Source organism: Motiliproteus sediminis (genome assembly GCF_017912535.1).
In the GTDB taxonomy this organism is placed as follows: domain Bacteria; phylum Pseudomonadota; class Gammaproteobacteria; order Pseudomonadales; family Balneatricaceae; genus Motiliproteus; species Motiliproteus sediminis.
On sequence record NZ_JAERQK010000010.1, the window covers coordinates 95,644 to 113,897 of the forward strand.

Below are 18,254 nucleotides of genomic sequence, written 5' to 3' on the forward strand. Positions count from 1 at the left end.
ACTGCCAGGTGATGCGGAGGGCTGTCGCTCGGGCTGTATTTTCAGCCGTCGGTGCTGGATAATGGCCCCACTTCGCGACTGGACAGAGACTTTGACTACCGTGACTCAACGTCAGCCTAAAACCGCTATATTGCTCGTCAACCTGGGCACCCCGGATCAACCAACCCCCGCTGCGGTGCGCCGCTATCTCGGCGAGTTTCTGTGGGATAGGCGGGTGATCGAAGGCAGTGGGCCGCGCCGTGCCCTTTGGTGGGTGATCCTTAATCTGATCATTCTGCGGGTGCGTCCGGGTAAGGTGGCCAAGCTTTATGCCAGCATCTGGGAGCAGGATTCGCCGATGCGCAAGATCCTCAACCAGCAGGTGGCCGCCTTGCAGTTGGCGCTGCAGCAGCGTTATCCCGGCCACAGCCCGGACGTCTTCTCCGCCATGACCTACGGCTCGCCGGGGCTGGCTCAGCGACTTAAAGAACTGCACGGTGACGGTTACCGCCGGGTCCTGGTAATGCCGCTCTATCCGCAGTACTCGGCCACATCCACCGCGCCGGTGTTTGACAAGGTGGCCCGCTTTCAGCTCGAAACGCGCGACCTTTTCGACGTGCGTATTCTCAAGGATTACCACGATCATCCGCTCTATATCGGTGCGCTGGCGCAGAGTGTGCGTGAGCAGTGGCATGCGCAGGGCCGGGGCGACAAGCTGCTGCTGAGTTTTCATGGTATTCCCAAGGCTTACTACGAGCAGGGCGACCCTTATCCGGATCAGTGCCGGACCACCGCGCGCCTGCTGGCTGAAGCTCTGGGCGTTGCCGACAATGACTACCTGGCCACCTTCCAGTCCCGCTTTGGCCCGGCGGAGTGGGTCAAGCCCTACACCGACGAAACTCTGGAACGACTGGGCAAGGAGGGGGTTAAGTCGATCGACGTGCTGAGCCCGGCGTTTTCTGCAGATTGCCTCGAAACCCTGGAGGAGATCGCCGAAGAGAACCGTGAGGTGTTCCTCAAGGCTGGCGGCAAGCAGTACCACTATGTGCCGGCGTTGAACGCGCGCCCGGACCACATCGCGTTGCTGCTGCAACTGGTGGAGGAGCAGGCCGGTCACTGGTTGCAGAGCGGAGACGCGGGTAATGAGTAAAGCGGAGCTGAGTTTCGGTCTGCACGCAGTATTCACCCTGCTGGAGCGACAACCCGAGCGGGTGCGCAATCTTTGGGTGCTCAAGGGGCGCCAGGATAAGCGGATCCAGAAGTTGCTGGCGCTGGCAGAACAGTCCGGCTGCCGTTGGCAGCCGGCGGATCGCCACACGCTGGATCAGATGGTGGATGGCAATCACCAGGGGGTGGTTGCCGAAGTGGTACCGATGAAGAGCCACGGCGAGGCCTTTCTCAAGACGTTGCTTGATGGTCTGGAGCAGCCAGCGTTTCTGTTGGTACTGGACGGTGTGACCGATCCGCACAATCTCGGTGCCTGCTTGCGATCTGCCGATGCCGCCGGGGTGCACGCGGTGATTGCGCCCAAGGATAAGTCGGCGCCGCTTAGTGCAGTGGCGATCAAGGTTGCCTGTGGCGCGGCCGAGTCGGTGCCTTACGTGCAGGTGACCAACCTGGCCCGCACCCTGCGCGAGTTGCAGCAGGCCGGCATCTGGCTGACCGGCACCGCCGGCGAGGCCGAAACCTGGGTGTATGATGCCAATCTGGCCGGGCCGATGGCGCTGGTAATGGGGTCGGAAGGCAGCGGCATGCGTCGCCTGACTCGCGAGTGTTGTGATCAGCTGGTCAAAATCCCCATGGCGGGCGAAGTGAGCAGTCTCAACGTGTCCGTTGCCGCTGGCGTCTGTCTGTTTGAAGCGGTGCGTCAGCGTCGCTGATCGCCGCGTCAATAGTGGTTGCAGCCGCGCCTTGCAATCACTATAATCCCCGCTCCCGAAAAACCGATAACTCCTTGCTTCTCCCCGGTTCGCCGGTCAAGGGAAGCTGATAACCCGTAAGGAGACCTAATGCGTCACTACGAAATCGTGTTCATGGTTCACCCGGACCAGAGCGAACAAGTTCCTGCAATGATCGAGCGTTACACCGGCATCGTCGAAGGTGATAACGGTAAGGTCCACCGTCTTGAAGACTGGGGCCGTCGCCAGCTGGCATACCCGATCAACAAAATCCATAAAGCGCACTACGTTCTGATGAACGTGGAAGCTTCTAACGAAGCCATGGACGAACTGTCCAACCTGTTCCGCTTCAATGATGCCGTGATCCGTAACATGGTGATCCGTCAGAAAGAAGCTGTAACAGGCGTTTCTCCGATCAAGGCTGCTGAATCCCGTGAAGACCGTCGCGCACCGCGTCGTGAAGCGCCCAAGAAGGACGCTGAAGAGTCTAACGAAGATTCCGCTGACAAGGCTGAAGCAGCTGCCGAGTAAGGCACCGCTGATCTCATACTGAATTTAGGAGAAACCACACATGGCACGTTTTTTCCGTCGTCGTAAGTTTTGCCGCTTCACCGCGGAAGGCGTAACCGAGATCGATTACAAGGATCTGGACACGCTGAAGGGTTACATCACCGAAACCGGTAAGATCGTACCCAGTCGTATTACTGGCACCAAAGCGCGTTACCAGCGTCAGCTGGCCACTGCTATCAAGCGTGCGCGTTACGTTGCCCTGCTGCCCTATACCGACGGCCACAAGTAAGGTTTAGTCGTAAAGGTAAGCATGATGCGTGCGTTGGCCGAGTGGGTTATGCACGGGCCGATTCAGGCGCGCATCGCAACCGTTGTTTTGGTTTCTTTCCCGCTGCTGTTTGCGGGACTCGAAGCCGGTACCGCCCGCGTAATGGTGGGCTTTGCAGCTACGGCCCTGGTGGCCTTGAGTGCTGCAGCCGTCGGTCTGGTTACCCTGAACAAGGGGCCGGCCAACGGAGCAGGCCTGCTGGCCTGGGCCTTGTTGCCCTGTGCTGTCTGGTTTGTCTGGCGTGAGGAAAGCTCACCGCTGATCCTGCTGGTGTCTACCACCTTGCTGGCTACGGTGTTGCGATCCACTGCCTCCTGGTCCCGCACCCTGATGGTGGCTACGGCTGCCGCTGTGCTGATCAGTGCGCTGTTGGGATTTCTGGTCCCGCAGACTGCGTTCGAACTGCGCGAGTTGTCGCAACAGTTGGAGCAGGCGCTGGTCGGTAATGATCCGCAACTGGCGGATCTGGTCTCGCCCGAGGCCCTGTACGAGATACTGCTCGGCGGGCTGGTGGCAGGACATCTGGGGTCGGCGCTGACAAGCCTGGTGATTGCACGCTGGTGGCAGGCGATGCTGTACAACCCTGGCGGGTTGCGTAAGGAGTTTCACCAACTCCGATTGCCGCCGCTGTTTGCGGCACTGGCGCTGGTGATACTGATTGCAGGCGGTAGCCTCAGTCAGGAACTGTTGCGCATGCTGCCGGTGGTGATACTGCCGCTGATGGTAGCGGGGGTGGCGCTGGTACACGGCGTGGTTGCGAAAAGAGAATTAGGCAGGTCCTGGTTGGTGGCATTTTATGTGGCCACCTTTGTAGCCGGACCCTATTTGATATCTTTGCTGATTCTGGTTGCGGTAGCTGACAGTCTGGTCGATATACGCAAGCGGTTGAAGGCAAAATCCTGAGCCTGAGGGCTCAAACGGAAAAGAGGTTGGCGAGATGGAAGTAATTCTGCTCGAGAAAGTAGGCAAGCTGGGTGGCCTGGGTGACAAGGTCAACGTGAAAGCGGGCTTCGGCCGTAACTACCTGGTACCCCAGGGCAAGGCTGTTCCTGCAACTAAAGCAAACGTAGCGAGCTTTGAAGCCCGCCGCGCGGAGCTGGAGAAGGCTGCTGCTGAAGCACTGGCTGCTGCTCAGGCGCGTGGCGAGAAGCTGGATGGTCTGGAAGTGTCTATCGTTTCCAAGGCTGGCGACGAAGGCAAGCTGTTCGGTTCCATCGGTACCCGTGACATCGCGGACGCGATCGTTGCTGCCGGTGTTGAAGTCGAGAAGAGCGAAGTTCGTCTGCCGGAAGGCGCACTGCGTCACACCGGTGAGTTCGACATCGACGTGCAGCTGCACAGCGACGTTACTGCAACCGTTAAGCTGGTTGTTGTTGCCGAGTAATCCCATCGACGGTTCCTCGCGGAACCCCGTCTGATGATGAAGCACCGCCGGAGCACCGGCGGTGCTTTTTTTTGCCCCGCGGTTTAGAATCCCAAGCTCACCTTTGACCCCTGCGCACCAAGGTAGTGATAGCAACCCATGAACCAGACTGTTACCGTCGATCCCGAAATCGCCAAGATCAAGACCCCGCCTCACTCGGTCGAAGCGGAGCAGTCGGTTCTGGGCAGCCTGATGCTCGATGACAAGATCTGGGACACCGTGGCGGAGATCATTACCCCTGAAGACTTCTATCGTGCCGAGCATCGAGTGATCTACACCATGATGCAGAAGCTGGTGGCGGCCGAGCGTCCCATCGATGTGGTCACCCTGTCGGAAGAGCTTGATCGCAACGATGGACAGGACGAAGTAGGCGGGCTCGATTATCTGGTCGATCTGGCCGCGAACACGCCCAGCACCTCTAACGTGCGTGCTTACGCCCAGATCGTGCACGAGCGGGCGGTGCTGCGTCGGCTGATCAGTGTTGCCAACGAGATTGCCGACAGCGCCTACAACACCCAGGGGCGCAGCAGCGAAGAGCTGGTCGACGATGCCGAACGCCAGGTGTTGCAGATTGCCGAAGCGCGCGCCAACGACGGTGGGCCGCAGCCGGTCAATCCTCTGTTGGAGCGGGCGGTGGAGCGGATCGACGAACTGTTCAATTCCGGCACCACCATGACCGGGGTCAGCAGCGGTTTTACCGACCTTGACAAGATGACCTCGGGGTTACAGAAAGCGGACCTGCTGATTGTTGCCGCCCGTCCCTCCATGGGTAAGACCACCTTCGCCATGAACCTGGTGGAAAACGTGCTGATGGGTTCGGAGAAGGCGGTGCTGGTGTTCAGTCTGGAGATGCCGGCCGAATCTATCGTCACCCGGATGCTGGCATCGCTGGGGCGGATCGACCAGACCCGGGTACGGGACGGCAAGCTGGAAGAAGACGACTGGCCGCGGCTATCCACTGCCGTCAACATGCTCAAGGACAAGCCGCTCTATATCGACGATACCGCCGGTATCTCTCCGACCGAGATGCGCTCACGGGCGCGTCGGATTCATCGTGAGCATGGCGGTATCGGCCTGATCATGGTCGACTACCTGCAGCTGATGTCCCTCAAAGGGGCGGTCGAAAGCCGGACCCAGGAGATTTCGGAGATCTCGCGCTCGCTCAAGGCGCTGGCCAAGGAGCTGGAGTGTCCGGTGGTGGCGTTGTCGCAGCTTAACCGGAGTCTTGAAAACCGCCCGAACAAGCGCCCGGTGAACTCCGACCTGCGGGAATCGGGCGCGATCGAGCAGGATGCCGACGTGATCATGTTTATCTATCGCGACGAAGTCTACAACGAAGACAGCGAATACAAGGGCCAGGCCGAGATCATCATCGGCAAGCAGCGTAACGGTCCGATCGGTACCTGCCGTCTGGCGTTCCTCGGTCGCTACAGTAAGTTCGAAGACCTGGCGCACGATAGCTATCAGGATTACGAATAGCGGCCTCTTGGCTTTTGTGAGTCGTTACTTCGGAGCGGGCTCGATTGCGCTGCCCGATTAAATCTGCGTTTCAAGCTTCTTGTCGTGCCCACCGATACGTCCTGTTGCGCCCACCCGGGCGCATTCATTTTCTTTGAGCGCTCAAAGAAAACGAATCAAAAGAAAACCGCCCCCGCTTACTTGTCGGCTACGCCGATTCCCTGCGCAGGGCACGAACAATCCGGGGATCGTCAGAATGGCCGTCCCTGGCCATACTGCCGCCGCTTCGCGCATCCAGCGCTCGCCCCTTCGGGCCTTAATCGGATTGTTCGCACCCTGCTCCGGCTGCGTAAAAGGGGGAATGGGGTGCAAGCCGATACATCAGGGTGAAAGGATCGAATAGACCGAATTTCAGGAGAACTCGGTCGCTCGACGGCGACTTAGCCCCTTTGGAGCCGACGAGCACGGTGGCGGGGATTCGAAATAGGCCCCGAAGGGGGCGAGGCAGGGATGCCGAGCCGGATTGCGGCACAAGGACAAATCGGCAGGATAGCCGATTTGCACAGACGTAGGCTGCCCGTAGGGTGAGCCACATGGATGTGGCGAATGAATGTGCCGTCCGATCCGCCCGAATCACCGCTGCCGCGCGCAGTGGACCCGGAGGGCGGCGGAACCAGGGGAGCATAAAGCACCGTTAGCGTTTTCTTGGTTCCGTTCTTTTCCGCGTCTGGAAAAGAATGAACCCGCCCGGGTGGGCGGAACAGAGGCTTTCAAACCAAGCCGTTAATGAGCTTCAAATCTACACTGGCCGGCTCTGGTCTGGTGACCGCTCCGCGCCGATTCGCGTCATCCCTCTAACCGACGAGCCGCCTCTCAGACCTCGGCCGCTTCCTTGATAAACAAATCGCGGAAGCTTTCCGGTACCTGCGCTACCTTGCGCTGCTGGTAATCGAAAAACACGATGCCAGTTTTGGCGTGGGCGATCTCGACCGCGGTTTCCTTGTTGCTCAGCAGATAGAAGAAATCACAGCCGTACTTGTTGAAATCGGTGACGGTGACATCCACCTGAATCTGGTCGCCATGGAACCCCTCGGCCTTGTAGATGATCACCGAATCGGTCATCACCAGGCCCAACCCTTCGATATCCAGTTCGCCGTAATGGTACTGCTTGAGAAAGCGCACCCGCGCTTCGTGAATCAGTCCCAGCAAGGCATCGTTGCCGAGATGGCCGCCGTAGTTGATATCGCTGATGCGGACCGGCAGCTCGGTGGAGAAGGTGAAATGCTTGGGCATCTCCAGTTTGACTCGTGCCATCTTGGCTCCTGCTTAGATTCTTTGTCTGTTTGGTTTAGAGAGTGTGAATGACGCTGACCATGGCGCGGGTCAGCGTGGCAAGTTCATCGTTGCTGATAACGTAGGGCGGCATGACGTAGACCAGCTTGCCAAAGGGTCGCACCCAGACGCCGGCATCGACCAGACGCGGCTGGATCTCCTTCATCACTACCGGCTGTTTGAGTTCGACCACGCCGATGGCGCCCAATACCCTGACGTCAGCCACCTGCGGTAGTTCGCGGCAGGGGGCCAGCCCCTGCTTCAGACCTGCTTCTATGGCTGTAATCTGCGTCTGCCACGCGCCCTCTTGCAATAACGCCAGGCTGGCGCCGGCCACTGCGCAGGCCAGCGGGTTGGCCATGAAGGTGGGGCCGTGCATAAAGCAGCCGGCGCCGCCGGCGGAGATGGTCTCGGCGATTTCAGTGCGGGTGAGGGTCGCTGCCAGGGTCATGTAGCCGCCGGTCAGTGCCTTGCCGAGGCAGAGGATATCCGGGGTGATACCGGCGTGTTCGCAGGCGAACAGCTTGCCGGACCGACCAAAACCGGTGGCGATCTCATCAGCGATCAGCAGCAGATCGTAGCGGTTGCAGAGGGCGCGTGCCGCCTTGAGGTATTCGGGATGGTAGAAACGCATTCCGCCGGCGCCCTGCACAACCGGCTCCAGAATCAGCGCGGCCAGTTCGTCATGATGCTGCTCGATCAGCGCCGCCAGAGGTGCGATATCGGCATCATTCCAGGGCTGGTCAAATCGGGTTTGTGGGGCCGGCGCGAACAGGTGCTGCGGTAGCACCTCGGTGAACAGTTCGTGCATGCCGTTGACTGGATCGCATACCGCCATGGCGCCAAAGGTATCGCCGTGATAGCCGTTGCGAATGGTGATCAGGCGATGCTTCTGCGGCTGGCCCTTGGCATGCCAGTACTGGATCGCCATCTTGATGGCAACCTCCACAGTCACCGAGCCGGAATCGGCCAGAAAAACTTTGTCGAGGCCATCGGGGGTCATCTCGACCAGTTGGCGACAGAGACTGATGGCGGGCTCGTGGGTCAGGCCGCCAAACATCACGTGTGCCATGCGGTCGATCTGTTGGTGGGCGGCCTGGTTGAGTGCCGGATGGTTGTACCCGTGGATGGCGGACCACCAGGATGCCATGCCATCAATCAACTGGCGCCCATCGGCCAGAGTCAGACGAACGCCATCGGCTCCAACCACCGGAAATGCCGCTGGCGGATCGATCATCGACGAGTAGGGGTGCCAGATGTGCTGTTGATCGAAACGGATATCGTCGGAACCGAGGCTCATAGCTGCTCCCTGTTGGAAAGCGGTTATTAGAACGCCTCGGCCCCGACCGGTTCAAGCGCTAATCGGGTTCAGTCGAGGCGGAATCCGACCTTGATTACGACCTGGAAGTGAGCCACTTCGCCATCGCTGACATGGCCGCGGGTTTCGACCACCTGAAACCAGCCGATATGGTCGAGGCTTTGGGAGGCCTTGGCCACGGCATTGCGAATCGCCTGATCGCTGCTTTCCGGTGAGGAACCCACGACTTCTACCATCTTGTATACATGATCGCTCATGCGCTGCTCCTTGCCTGAATCTAGCTTGGATGGAGCGGTCGATACCGAGCTTAGGGGTGTCTGTATCGACCGCTCCGATGCCACCAGAGTGTAGTAGAAGAATTGGCCGCGACCGGAGCAGAACCCGTTCTGGGTCCTATGCTTAGGGAATAGTAACGATTGCGGTGACAACCAAGGGCGCAGCTTATGGCACAGCAGGTAATGAGCGATATCGAGATTGCCCGGCAGGCCAAGGGGCTTGCTATCGATGCGGTGGCGGCGTCGCTGGGGCTTGAGGAAGCAGAGCTGGAACGTTACGGCCGCGACAAGGCAAAAGTCTCCTTGCAGGCGCTGCAAAACCGTACCAATCTCCCGGACGGCAAGCTGGTGCTGGTTTCGGCCATCCACCCGACGCCGCTGGGAGAGGGTAAAACCACCTCTGCCATAGGCTTGGGGGATGCGCTCAATCGGATCGGGCGCAAAGCCTCGATCTGTTTGCGCGAGCCATCGCTTGGACCCTGTTTCGGCATCAAGGGCGGTGCGGCCGGGGGCGGCTACTCCCAGGTGATACCGATGGAGTCGATCAACCTCCACTTCACCGGCGACTTTCACGCCATCGGTCTGGCCCATAACCTGTTGGCGGCGGTACTTGATAACCACCTGCATCAGGGCAATGCGCTCGGTATCGATTGCCGTCGGGTGGTGTGGAAGCGGGTCCTGGACATGAATGACCGTGCCTTGCGCAACGTCATGGTGGGGCTGGGTGGACCGGCCAATTCGATGCCACGGGAAAGCGGCTTTGATATCACCGTGGCCTCTGAAGTGATGGCGATCTTTTGTTTGGCCATGAGCCTGAATGAGCTCAAGCAGCGGCTCGGTGACATCATCGTTGCCTATACCTACGACCAGAAACCGGTCACCGCGCGTGATCTCAGGGCCCACGGAGCGATGACGGTACTGCTCAAGGATGCGTTCCAGCCCAACTTGGTGCAGACCCTGGAGCATACGCCGGCCTTTGTGCACGGTGGTCCCTTCGCTAATATTGCCCACGGTTGCAACAGTCTGGTGGCGACCCGCATGGCACTCAAACTGAGTGATTATGTGGTGACCGAGGCGGGCTTCGGAGCCGATCTCGGTGCGGAAAAGTTCTTTAATATCATCTGTCGGATGTCGGGGTTAAAACCGCAGGTGGTGGTGTTGGTGGCTACGGTGAGGGCGCTGAAGTTCCACGGCGGCGTGGCGGTTGATCGGCTGAAGAAGGAAGACGTGGAGGCAGTAGAGCGGGGGGTGGAGAATCTGCGCCAGCATATCGACAACGTGCACCGCTTTCACCTACCGGTGGTGGTGGCGATCAACCGCTTTGCCGGCGACAGCGACGCTGAGATCGACGCGATCCGTTACAAGTGCGATTACCTCGGGGTGCCTGTGGTGCCCTGTAGCAATTGGGCAGACGGCGGTGCCGGCGCAGAAACGCTGGCGCAAGCGGTGGTGGATAAAGTGGAACAGCATCAAGGCGACTTTCGCTTGCTTTACGATGATTCGCTGCCCCTGTGGCAAAAAATCCGCACCATTGCGCGTGAAATTTACGGCGCCGACGATATCCTCGCCGACAAAAAACTGCGCGACAAAATTCGTGCCCTGGAGCGTGACGGCTATGGTCGGTTGCCGGTCTGTATGGCCAAAACCCAGTACAGTTTCTCCACCGATCCGGCCCTGAAAGGGCGCCCGCGTGGGTTCGATGTGCCGCTGCGTGATGTGCAACTGGCTGCCGGCGCCGGCTTTATCGTCGTGTTGACCGATAACGTGATGACCATGCCGGGGCTACCTAGACAGCCGTCGGCCGAGTTGATCGATCTGGATGACGATGGCCTGGTTAGCGGCTTGTTCTGAAACCTCGGCTAATCTGTACCTTGGTCACCCGCTAACCGCAACGCAAAAGGAGAGCAACGATGCCGGGACTGTTATCCCACGTCGACCCCGACGGACTGCTGGAATATTCGGTGGTCTATACCGACCGCGCCCTGAATCATATGTCGGAGCGCTTTCAACAAGTGATGCGCGAGATCTCCACCACCCTCAAACAGGTTTACCACGCCGACGCAGTGGCGGTGGTGCCGGGCAGCGGCACCTTCGGCATGGAGGCGGTGGCGCGCCAGTTTGCCGGCGAACAACCGTGCTTGGTGATCCGTAACGGCTGGTTCAGCTACCGTTGGAGTCAAATCCTGGAGATGGGCGCTATTGCCGCCTCGGTGCAGGTGATGAAGGCGCGACCTGCGACCGAGCACCGTCATAGCTCTTTTGTACCGGCACCCATCGAAGAGGTCTGCGAGCAGATTGCGGATCTGCGTCCGCAAGTGGTGTTCGCGCCGCATGTGGAAACCAGCTCCGGTATGTTGCTACCCGACGATTACCTGCGCCGGTTGGCCGATGCGGTGCATGGGGTGGGCGGCTTGCTGGTGCTGGACTGCATCGCCTCCGGCGCTTTGTGGGTGGATATGCAGGCGCTGGATATTGACGTGCTGGTCAGTGCGCCGCAGAAGGGTTGGAGCGGATCGCCCTGTTGCGGACTGGTGATGCTGCGCGAGCGGGCGCTGGCGCGGATGGCCAAGACCACCAGTAGCAGCTTTGCTTGCGACCTGAAAAAGTGGCATCAGATCATGCTGGCGTATGAGCAGGGGGGGCACGCCTACCATGCCACCATGCCGACCGACGGACTGCGAGTGTTCGCCGAGGTGATGCGTGAAACGGCCGATTATGGCTTCGACAAGGTGCGTGAAGAACAGCTGGAGCTGGGGCGTCGGGTGCGCCAGTTGCTGGATGAACGCGGCTTCGACAGCGTCGCCGCGCCCGGTTTTGAAGCGCCGGGAGTGGTGGTCTGTTACACCCAGGATGGTGATCTGCACAGCGGCGGCAAATTTCGCCAGCAGGGTCTGCAGATTGCAGCTGGCGTGCCGTTGGCTTGCGATGAGCCGGAGTGGTTCAAAACCTTCCGCATCGGCTTGTTTGGGCTGGATAAACTGCACCATCCGGAAAGGACGGTGGCGGAATTGGCGCGCGCCTTGGATTCAATGGCCTGACCACGACCTTCAGGTTTTTACGGCGGCGGCCGATACTCGCTCTCTTTTGGAGGGGAGTTGGGTATGAAGTATCGTTGGTGGCTGGTCGTTGGGTTACTCGGTTGGTTGGCCGGTTGTTCGCCGATTCCGGACCTGCCGGGGCCGCTCGGTATCCCGGGCTTTTAAAACGTCCTCTCGATAAAAAAGCGCCGCTGGCCTTGAAGGTACACCGGCGGCGCGAAAGCGTATGAAGGTTAGAGGTTGATACCCACTTTCAGCAGCACGCGGCTGTTGTCGACGTCGACCTTACCGGCGCCAAAATCCTCTTTGTCAGTGATCTGGTAGCGCGCTTCGGCACCGAAAAAGAACGCATCGCGCCGGTAATGCAGGCTGACACCGGCCTGCAGGCCGAGCAGGGTCTCATCGTTGCCGTTGCTATCCACTTTCATGATTCCCACGCCCGGGCCAAAGCCCAGTTCCATATGCTCACTGACCGGAACAACATAATGGGGGTTGATCTCCAGACTGGTGATCTTCAGGCCCTGATCGTCATAGCGGGTCAGGCTGGCCTGCTGACGAATGCGGTTGCTCGGCGGCTGAATCAGCGGGCAGTTGAGTGATAACTCCAGCCCCCACAGGTCGTCCGCATCTGCTCCGGTAACGTCCGGGTCCAGTTGGCCGCCGATCAGCGCCAGCGTCGGTTCGGCGCGGTAGTTGTCGCCGGTCAGCGCGGGAAAGCTCCAGCCTTCGGCCAGGGCCAGCGGTGCGGTGGTGGAAACGGCGAGGCCCAGCAGGGCGGCAGCGGCGGGGTTGCGCATGATGAATTAGCTCCGGTTGATGAGTATGAGCGGAGCCTATCGTTGCGCTAACCCCTGGTATGTAACTGCAGTCACACAACCGTGCCGCGGGGTGAGGGTGGTCAGTCGCCGCTATGCTGGCGGGCCCGGAATGCAGCCACCGGTTCGCCGCCGATGCCCCAGTTGTCCATCTCCACCTCGTCGATCACCACCACGGTGGTGTTGGGGTTTTTCCCCAGCGTATCCTGCAGCAACCGGGTGACACCGGCGATCAGTTCGGCTTTCTGTTCGGCGCTGGCGCCTTCTTTGGTGATCTTGATATTAACGTAGGGCATGGGCTCTCCGGTTGGTTTCAGACGGCGCTTTTCAGCGTCAGTTCGTTACGTTCTACTGCACGCAACACCAGCAGCAGCACGCTGCCAACGATCATGGCGCCGGTGGCGAGAATCAGGCCCGCACTGTAATCACCGCTGCGCCCCACGATCAGTGCGATCAGCGCCGGTGCCAGAATTTGGGCCACCCCGTAGGAGAGTGTCATCTTGCCCATCATTTTGGCGGGGTGGCGGGGGTAGTAGCGCCCTGCCATGGTCAACACCAGGCTGACGATGCCGATAAAGGTGCCGCCAAACAGCACGGCGCTAATCAATGCTGCGCTTTCTGTTTTTACCACCAGCGGCAGGCCGATGCCGGCTATCTGCACCACCGACGCGATAATCAGCGCGTTGAGATCGCCGGTTATCCGCGCGATCCGGTCCCACACCACGCAGGCAGGTGCTGCTGCCAGCCCGATCAGCATGAATACCTGGTTACCCAGGCCATTCAGCGAGGGCATGGCGTCGACGATGGCAACGATAAAGGTGGCGCTGATGACGTAACCGATGCCGGCACAGAAGTAGGCCGCCATAAACAGGCGCAAAAACAGCCGCGAGGGTGGACTGTCGGTGAGCTGCTGCCCGCTGACAGTGACCGAGGTGTCGCCGGGACGAGGTAGCCAGAGCCAGGCGGGCACAGCCAGTGCAGCGCCGACAGCGCTGAACCACCACCATTGCTGAGCCCAGTCAAACTGGCCGCTCAGGCCATCTACCAGCAGGGCACAACCGGCGATGCCGATACCGACGCCGGCAAAGTGAACCCCCAGCTCGCTACGGAAATGGTGGCGGATCAGCCAGTTGAGAACCAAGCCAGAACCGAACAGCAGCCCCGCAGCGCTGCTGAGGCCGGCGACGTAACGCAATAGCGCCCACAGTATCCAGTCGCTGGTCAGCGCCATGCCGGCGGTGGAGAGCAGAGCCACCACCATCCCCAGCCGGTAGAGGCGGTCTTTAAGTGACATATCGGTGATCGAGGAGGCAAACAGGGCGCCACTGAGATAACCGAGATAGTTGATACTGGCCAGCCAGCTGCCCTGTGCGGGGGTCAGTCCAGCCTGCTCCAGCATCACCGGCAGTAAGGGGGTGTAGGCGAAGCGGGCGACGCCCATCATCAGCATTAAGCCGAGGATGCCGGCAATCAGGACGCGTATTCGTTCAGCGGCTGGAGTCATCAACAGGTACTCAGGGTATAGGTGCAACCAGCTTAATGGAGGGTTACTATCCCTACAATCGAATTAAACAGAACAAAACATTCTGCCTGAGAGATCTATCTATGGAGCTGCTTACGTTGCGTACGTTTTTGGCGGTGGTTGAGGAGGGGGGCGTGTTGGCGGCTTCGCGCAAGTTGAACACCGTGCAGTCCAACATCACCAACCGTATCCAGCGCTTGGAGGAAGAGTTCGGCAATGAGCTGTTTCACCGTCAGGGGCGGGGGTTAACGCTGGCTCCGGCTGGCAGGGTGTTGCGAGGATATGCCGAACAGATGCTGGCGCTGGCGTCGCGCACCGAAAAGGCGATGCGAAGCGTGGGCGACAACAGCGGTGAGTTGCGGGTCGGTACCATGGAGTCTTTTGCCGCGGTGCGCTTGCCAGCGGCGCTTATGCAGGTCAGGGCGCGGCACCAGGGGCTGGGTTTAAAGGTGGAAACCAACCCGACCCAGCAGTTGATCGAGCGGGTGCTGAGTCATAAGCTCGATTGTGCTTTTGTTGGTGGACCGCTGGAACATCCGGGACTGGTGGTTGAAACCGTGCTGATCGAGGAGTTGGTGCTGGTCTCGGCCAAAGGCATGGACCGCAGCGACATGCCGCTGATCCTGTTCCGGGAAGGCTGTGCTTACCGTGCTCGCGCGTTGAACTGGCAGCGGGAGTGTGGCCACCCCCATTCCGATGTCATGGAGATGGGAACGCTGGACGGCATTCTCGGCTGCGTCGCGGTGGGGATGGGCTTTACCCTGATGCCACGCGGCGTGGTTAGCAGTTCTGCCTATGCGGATCAGCTGCAGGTCTCAGGCTTGAAACCGTCGATTGCACAGGTGCCGACGGTGATGATAGCGCTGCGCGATAACCCGCCGCTGGACGCGATGCTGACGCTTAAACAGGCGGTGTTGAATAGCGACTCCCGGCAACTGGCGGCAACGGTTGCCTAAAGCGGAAAGCGGCTAAACTACAGGTCACCGACTTGGACCGGAGAGCTTCGATGGCGCTGACCGAATCCTCGATGCTGCCTTTGGGCACCGTCGCCGCCGATTTCGTCTTGCCCGACCCCCGCGGCACGGAATCGCTGAGCTTGCGTGCCGCTCGGGGGGAGCGGGGAACCCTGATCTGTTTCATTTGCAACCACTGTCCCTTCGTTAAGCATATCGAGCAGGTCTTGTGCCGCCTGGCGCCAGAATGGATCCAGCGGGGCGTTGCGGTGATCGCGATCAGTGCCAATGACGTGCAGGCCTTTCCTGAGGACGCGCCGGAGCGGATGGCGGCGAAAGACTATCCCTTTCCCTATCTGTACGATCAGAGTCAGCAGGTGGCGAAGGCTTATCACGCCGCCTGCACCCCCGATTTCTATCTGTTTGATGCCACGCTGGCCCTGGTTTACCGGGGCCAGTTTGATGACTCGCGCCCCGGTAACGAGCTGCCGGTAAGTGGTGAATCGTTGAGCGCTGCGGTGAACGGGTTGTTGCAATCACAGCCGCCGTTGGCGGAGCAGAAGCCCTCCATCGGTTGTAATATCAAATGGAAAACCACTGACCCCCAATGACCCTCATATCCCTGAGCTAAGGAGCCTGTGTGGATCTGGATCTGACTTTGCAAGAAACCCGCGTTATCGGCGCACTGATCGAGAAAGAGATCACTACGCCGGATCAGTATCCGCTGTCGCTGAACGCGCTGACTTTGGCGTGCAACCAGAAGAGCAACCGTGAGCCGGTGCTGAACCTCAGCGAAAGAGACGTGCAGACCACTCTGGGTCAGCTACAGAACCGGCGACTGGTGCGGGAAGAAACCGGCTATGGCAGCCGAGTACCCAAGTATCGTCACCGCTTTTGCAACACCGAATTCAGCGAGCTGCAGTTGAGCCCAGGCGCGCTGGCTATCCTAACCGTACTGTTTTTGCGCGGTCCGCAAACCCCGGGCGAGCTGCGCGCACGCACCCAGCGCCTGCATCCGTTCGATGACGTCGAGCAGATTGAGCGCGAACTGAACGCGTTGGCGCACCGCCAGCCCGAAGGGTTGGTGGTGCGGTTGGCGCGTCAGCCGGGCAAGCGGGAGCATCGCTACGCCCACCTGTTCAGCGGTCCGGTGACGAATATCGATACCCAGGGGTGTGAGCCGCTCGGGCGTGAGGCGCTGCAAGCGCGAATTACAACCCTGGAAACCGAGCTGGTTAGTTTGCGGCGACAGCTGGCGGCGCTGGATGAATGAGATGGATTGGCACGCGGTGATCGAGTTCTGGTTCGATGAGTGTGAGCCACAGGATCACTGGCGCAAGAGTCCGGAGTTCGATCGCCTGATTGCCATGCGCTTCGGTGACGCCCATCAGCAAGCCTGTCGCTGTGAACTGTGGCGTTGGCGTGAACGCGCGCAGGGGCGGCTGGCCGAGATCGTGGTGCTGGATCAGTTCTCGCGCAATATCTACCGTGACCAACCGCAGGCCTTTGCGCAGGATGCGCTGGCACTGGCGCTGGCACAGGAAGCGGTTGCGGTGGGGGCTGACCTTGAGCTTCGCCCCGAGCAGCGTGCGTTCTTGTACATGCCCTATATGCACAGTGAATCATTGGCTATTCATCTGCAGGCCGAGCGACTCTTTTCTCAGCCAGGCTTGGAGAGCAATCATCGCTTTGAGCAGCGCCACCAGCAGATCATCGAGCGCTTTGGGCGCTATCCACACCGCAATGCGATTCTGGGGCGGCGCAGTACGCCGGAGGAAGAGCGCTTTCTGCAACAGCCGGGGTCATCCTTTTGAGGTCGTCATGCTGAATTTTTCCGAGGCCTGTGAACGCAACCAGGAGCCGATTCGCCAGACAATGTCGGAATGGATCGACACACCGGGATTGATGCTCGAACTCGGCAGCGGTTCCGGTCAGCACGCGCTGTATCTCGGGGCGGCGTTTCCGCAGTTGCGCTGGCAGCCGACAGAAACGTCCCTGTTGTTACCCGTGCTGCAGCAGAACCTGAGTCAACGCCCGGTGAACGTGCTGGCGCCACTGATGTTGGATGTCACCGAGTCCCCCTGGCCGGTGGTGGAAGCCAACCAGATTTTTACCGCCAACACGCTACACATTATTGGCTGGAATGCGGTGGAAGCATTGCTGCTTGGGGCCGGTCGCTGTCTTACCAGCGGCGGTCTGCTGTTTGTCTACGGACCGATGCGTTATCAGGGACAGTACACCAGCGCCAGCAATGCCGAGTTTGATCGCTGGCTGCAACAGCGTGATCCGGCTAGCGGTATCCGTGAGTTCGAGCAGGTCGATGGGATATTAAAGCGCGCAGGGATGGCGTTACTGGCAGACCATAGCTTGCCCGCCAACAACCAGTTGCTGGTATGGCGTAAGGATTGAGCAACCAGTGCAAACAGAGCCTTTACGGTCAGCAAACGCTGTCGGGTACTCCGCCGTCTATGCTTGGGGAACATCCATTCACTGGGAGAGCGCTATGTTGGTCAAGTCCCTGCCTGCCATGCTGAAATCGGGCGTGGCTCTGTGCGCGTTAATGTTGTCTTTTTCGGCCCATGCCTGGGAGATGCAATGGTATGGCCAGGCAGCATTCAGGATCACCACACCGGGAGGAAAGGTGATTCTGATCGATCCGTTTATCAGCAAGAATCCCAAAACACCGGCCGAGTTCAAAGATCTTGCTTTGCTCAAACAGGTGGATCTGGTGCTGGTGACTCATGGTCACGGCGATCATGTGGGTGATACGGCGGCGATTGCCGAAATGTACGGCGCCAAGGTGGCCATGAATGCTGACATGGGGCACACCTTTGCAACGCTGGGGCTGGTACCGATGAAGCAGCTGATTCGCTTCAATAAAAGTGGCCCGATTCAGCCGCTGTCCGACATCACGGTGACCATGGTAAGAGCCGAGCACAGCTCCGAAGTGGTGCACACCGATGCCGATGGCCATAAGAGTGTCCACCCGGGAGGAGAGCCGGCAGGCTACATCATCAAGCTGGAAAACGGCACGGTCCTTTACCATGCCGGTGATACCGGGGTCTTTGCTGACATGGCCTTTATTCGCGACTACTACCAACCGGATATCGCGTTGTTGCCCATTGGTGGCCACTTCACCATGGATCCGGCGCACGCCGCCTACGCGGTCAACAAGCTGCTGAAGACGCCGGTGGTGATACCGATTCACTACGGTACTTTCCCTCCCCTCAAAGGTACGCCCGAGCAGTTTGAAGCGGCCCTTGGCAATAGCGCTAGCAAGCTGGTCGTGATGCAGCCGGGAGAGACCCGTACTTACGACGACTGAAGCCGATCGTTGCCAAGGCCGTCGTCAGGTGCGCGTTTAGGAGTTGCTCCTAAGACCAAAAGGGAATGGTGACGGCAGGC

General features: G+C 59.7%; 21 protein-coding genes. 15 read left to right on the forward strand and 6 right to left on the reverse strand.

The annotated features are described in order from the left end of the window. Positions 1-100: 100 nt before the first annotated feature. From hemH to dnaB, 7 genes are all read left to right on the forward strand, one after another. Positions 101-1,129 (forward strand): ferrochelatase, encoded by a 1,029-nt coding sequence (gene hemH, locus JJQ76_RS15340; RefSeq protein WP_343232547.1) that lies wholly within the window; start codon positions 101-103, stop codon positions 1,127-1,129. Further along, on the forward strand, positions 1,122-1,859 hold the full coding sequence (gene rlmB, locus JJQ76_RS15345; protein WP_210397796.1) for a 23S rRNA (guanosine(2251)-2'-O)-methyltransferase RlmB: 738 nt from the start codon (positions 1,122-1,124) through the stop codon (positions 1,857-1,859). Before hemH ends, rlmB begins: the two co-directional genes overlap by 8 nt. A 129-nt stretch (positions 1,860-1,988) precedes the next feature. Beyond that, entirely contained in the window at positions 1,989-2,408 is a 420-nt protein-coding gene (gene rpsF / locus JJQ76_RS15350; RefSeq protein ID WP_210397798.1) for a 30S ribosomal protein S6, read from the forward strand. A gap of 40 nt (positions 2,409-2,448) precedes the next feature. Next, positions 2,449-2,676 (forward strand): 30S ribosomal protein S18, encoded by a 228-nt coding sequence (gene rpsR / locus JJQ76_RS15355; RefSeq protein ID WP_210397800.1) that lies wholly within the window; start codon positions 2,449-2,451, stop codon positions 2,674-2,676. A gap of 24 nt (positions 2,677-2,700) precedes the next feature. Next, positions 2,701-3,618 carry a hypothetical protein gene (locus JJQ76_RS15360; RefSeq protein WP_210397801.1) on the forward strand — a complete coding sequence of 306 codons (918 nt, stop codon included), beginning with the start codon at positions 2,701-2,703 and terminating at the stop codon, positions 3,616-3,618. Positions 3,619-3,652: 34 nt separating this feature from the next. After that, positions 3,653-4,099, forward strand: coding sequence for a 50S ribosomal protein L9 (gene rplI / locus JJQ76_RS15365; protein WP_210397803.1), 447 nt, complete (start codon positions 3,653-3,655; stop codon positions 4,097-4,099). A 138-nt stretch (positions 4,100-4,237) separates the two neighbouring features. Beyond that, positions 4,238-5,617 (forward strand): replicative DNA helicase, encoded by a 1,380-nt coding sequence (dnaB, locus tag JJQ76_RS15370; protein WP_210397805.1) that lies wholly within the window; start codon positions 4,238-4,240, stop codon positions 5,615-5,617. An 852-nt stretch (positions 5,618-6,469) separates the two neighbouring features. Here the strand turns inward: dnaB and JJQ76_RS15375 are convergent. The 3 genes from JJQ76_RS15375 to JJQ76_RS15385 all read right to left on the reverse strand — a co-directional run bounded on the left by JJQ76_RS15375 (position 6,470) and on the right by JJQ76_RS15385 (position 8,503). Next, positions 6,470-6,910: an acyl-CoA thioesterase gene (locus JJQ76_RS15375; protein ID WP_210397806.1), complete on the reverse strand. Its 441-nt coding sequence runs from the start codon at positions 6,908-6,910 to the stop codon at positions 6,470-6,472. Positions 6,911-6,944: 34 nt separating this feature from the next. Then, positions 6,945-8,228 carry an adenosylmethionine--8-amino-7-oxononanoate transaminase gene (gene bioA, locus JJQ76_RS15380; protein WP_210397808.1) on the reverse strand — a complete coding sequence of 428 codons (1,284 nt, stop codon included), beginning with the start codon at positions 8,226-8,228 and terminating at the stop codon, positions 6,945-6,947. A 68-nt stretch (positions 8,229-8,296) separates the two neighbouring features. After that, the gene (locus JJQ76_RS15385; RefSeq protein WP_210397810.1) at positions 8,297-8,503 is read right to left on the reverse strand and encodes a dodecin; all 207 of its coding nucleotides are present in this window, start codon (positions 8,501-8,503) and stop codon (positions 8,297-8,299) included. Positions 8,504-8,689: 186 nt separating this feature from the next. Here JJQ76_RS15385 and JJQ76_RS15390 point away from each other — a divergent pair, with 186 nt between their 5' ends. After that, positions 8,690-10,372, forward strand: coding sequence for a formate--tetrahydrofolate ligase (locus tag JJQ76_RS15390; RefSeq protein WP_210397811.1), 1,683 nt, complete (start codon positions 8,690-8,692; stop codon positions 10,370-10,372). 59 nt (positions 10,373-10,431) lie between these two features. After that, complete coding sequence (locus tag JJQ76_RS15395) at positions 10,432-11,559, forward strand: aminotransferase class V-fold PLP-dependent enzyme (RefSeq protein WP_210397812.1); 1,128 nt, start codon at positions 10,432-10,434, stop codon at positions 11,557-11,559. Between the two features lie 233 nt (positions 11,560-11,792). On the opposite strand, the gene JJQ76_RS15400 is transcribed toward JJQ76_RS15395, so the two are convergent. The 3 genes from JJQ76_RS15400 to JJQ76_RS15410 form a co-directional block, all read right to left on the reverse strand. Continuing rightward, complete coding sequence (locus JJQ76_RS15400; RefSeq protein ID WP_210397813.1) at positions 11,793-12,356, reverse strand: hypothetical protein; 564 nt, start codon at positions 12,354-12,356, stop codon at positions 11,793-11,795. Positions 12,357-12,457: 101 nt separating this feature from the next. Beyond that, positions 12,458-12,670: a tautomerase family protein gene (locus tag JJQ76_RS15405; RefSeq protein WP_210397814.1), complete on the reverse strand. Its 213-nt coding sequence runs from the start codon at positions 12,668-12,670 to the stop codon at positions 12,458-12,460. A 17-nt stretch (positions 12,671-12,687) separates the two neighbouring features. Continuing rightward, the gene (locus tag JJQ76_RS15410; RefSeq protein ID WP_210397815.1) at positions 12,688-13,878 is read right to left on the reverse strand and encodes a YbfB/YjiJ family MFS transporter; all 1,191 of its coding nucleotides are present in this window, start codon (positions 13,876-13,878) and stop codon (positions 12,688-12,690) included. A gap of 101 nt (positions 13,879-13,979) precedes the next feature. On the opposite strand from JJQ76_RS15410, the gene JJQ76_RS15415 reads away from it, so the two are divergent. The 6 genes from JJQ76_RS15415 (at position 13,980) to JJQ76_RS15440 (ending at position 18,174) form a co-directional block, all read left to right on the forward strand. Further along, entirely contained in the window at positions 13,980-14,852 is an 873-nt protein-coding gene (locus JJQ76_RS15415) for a LysR substrate-binding domain-containing protein (RefSeq protein WP_210397816.1), read from the forward strand. A 50-nt stretch (positions 14,853-14,902) separates the two neighbouring features. Then, positions 14,903-15,460: a thioredoxin family protein gene (locus JJQ76_RS15420; RefSeq protein ID WP_210397817.1), complete on the forward strand. Its 558-nt coding sequence runs from the start codon at positions 14,903-14,905 to the stop codon at positions 15,458-15,460. A gap of 29 nt (positions 15,461-15,489) precedes the next feature. After that, positions 15,490-16,122, forward strand: coding sequence for a YceH family protein (locus JJQ76_RS15425; protein ID WP_210397818.1), 633 nt, complete (start codon positions 15,490-15,492; stop codon positions 16,120-16,122). Position 16,123: 1 nt separating this feature from the next. Next, positions 16,124-16,663, forward strand: coding sequence for a DUF924 family protein (locus JJQ76_RS15430; protein ID WP_246480952.1), 540 nt, complete (start codon positions 16,124-16,126; stop codon positions 16,661-16,663). 7 nt (positions 16,664-16,670) lie between these two features. Then, a complete protein-coding gene (locus JJQ76_RS15435) occupies positions 16,671-17,258 on the forward strand; it encodes a DUF938 domain-containing protein (RefSeq protein WP_246480961.1) in 588 nt (195 codons plus the stop codon). A 94-nt stretch (positions 17,259-17,352) separates the two neighbouring features. Then, positions 17,353-18,174 (forward strand): metal-dependent hydrolase, encoded by an 822-nt coding sequence (locus JJQ76_RS15440; protein WP_210397821.1) that lies wholly within the window; start codon positions 17,353-17,355, stop codon positions 18,172-18,174. Positions 18,175-18,254: the final 80 nt, after the last annotated feature.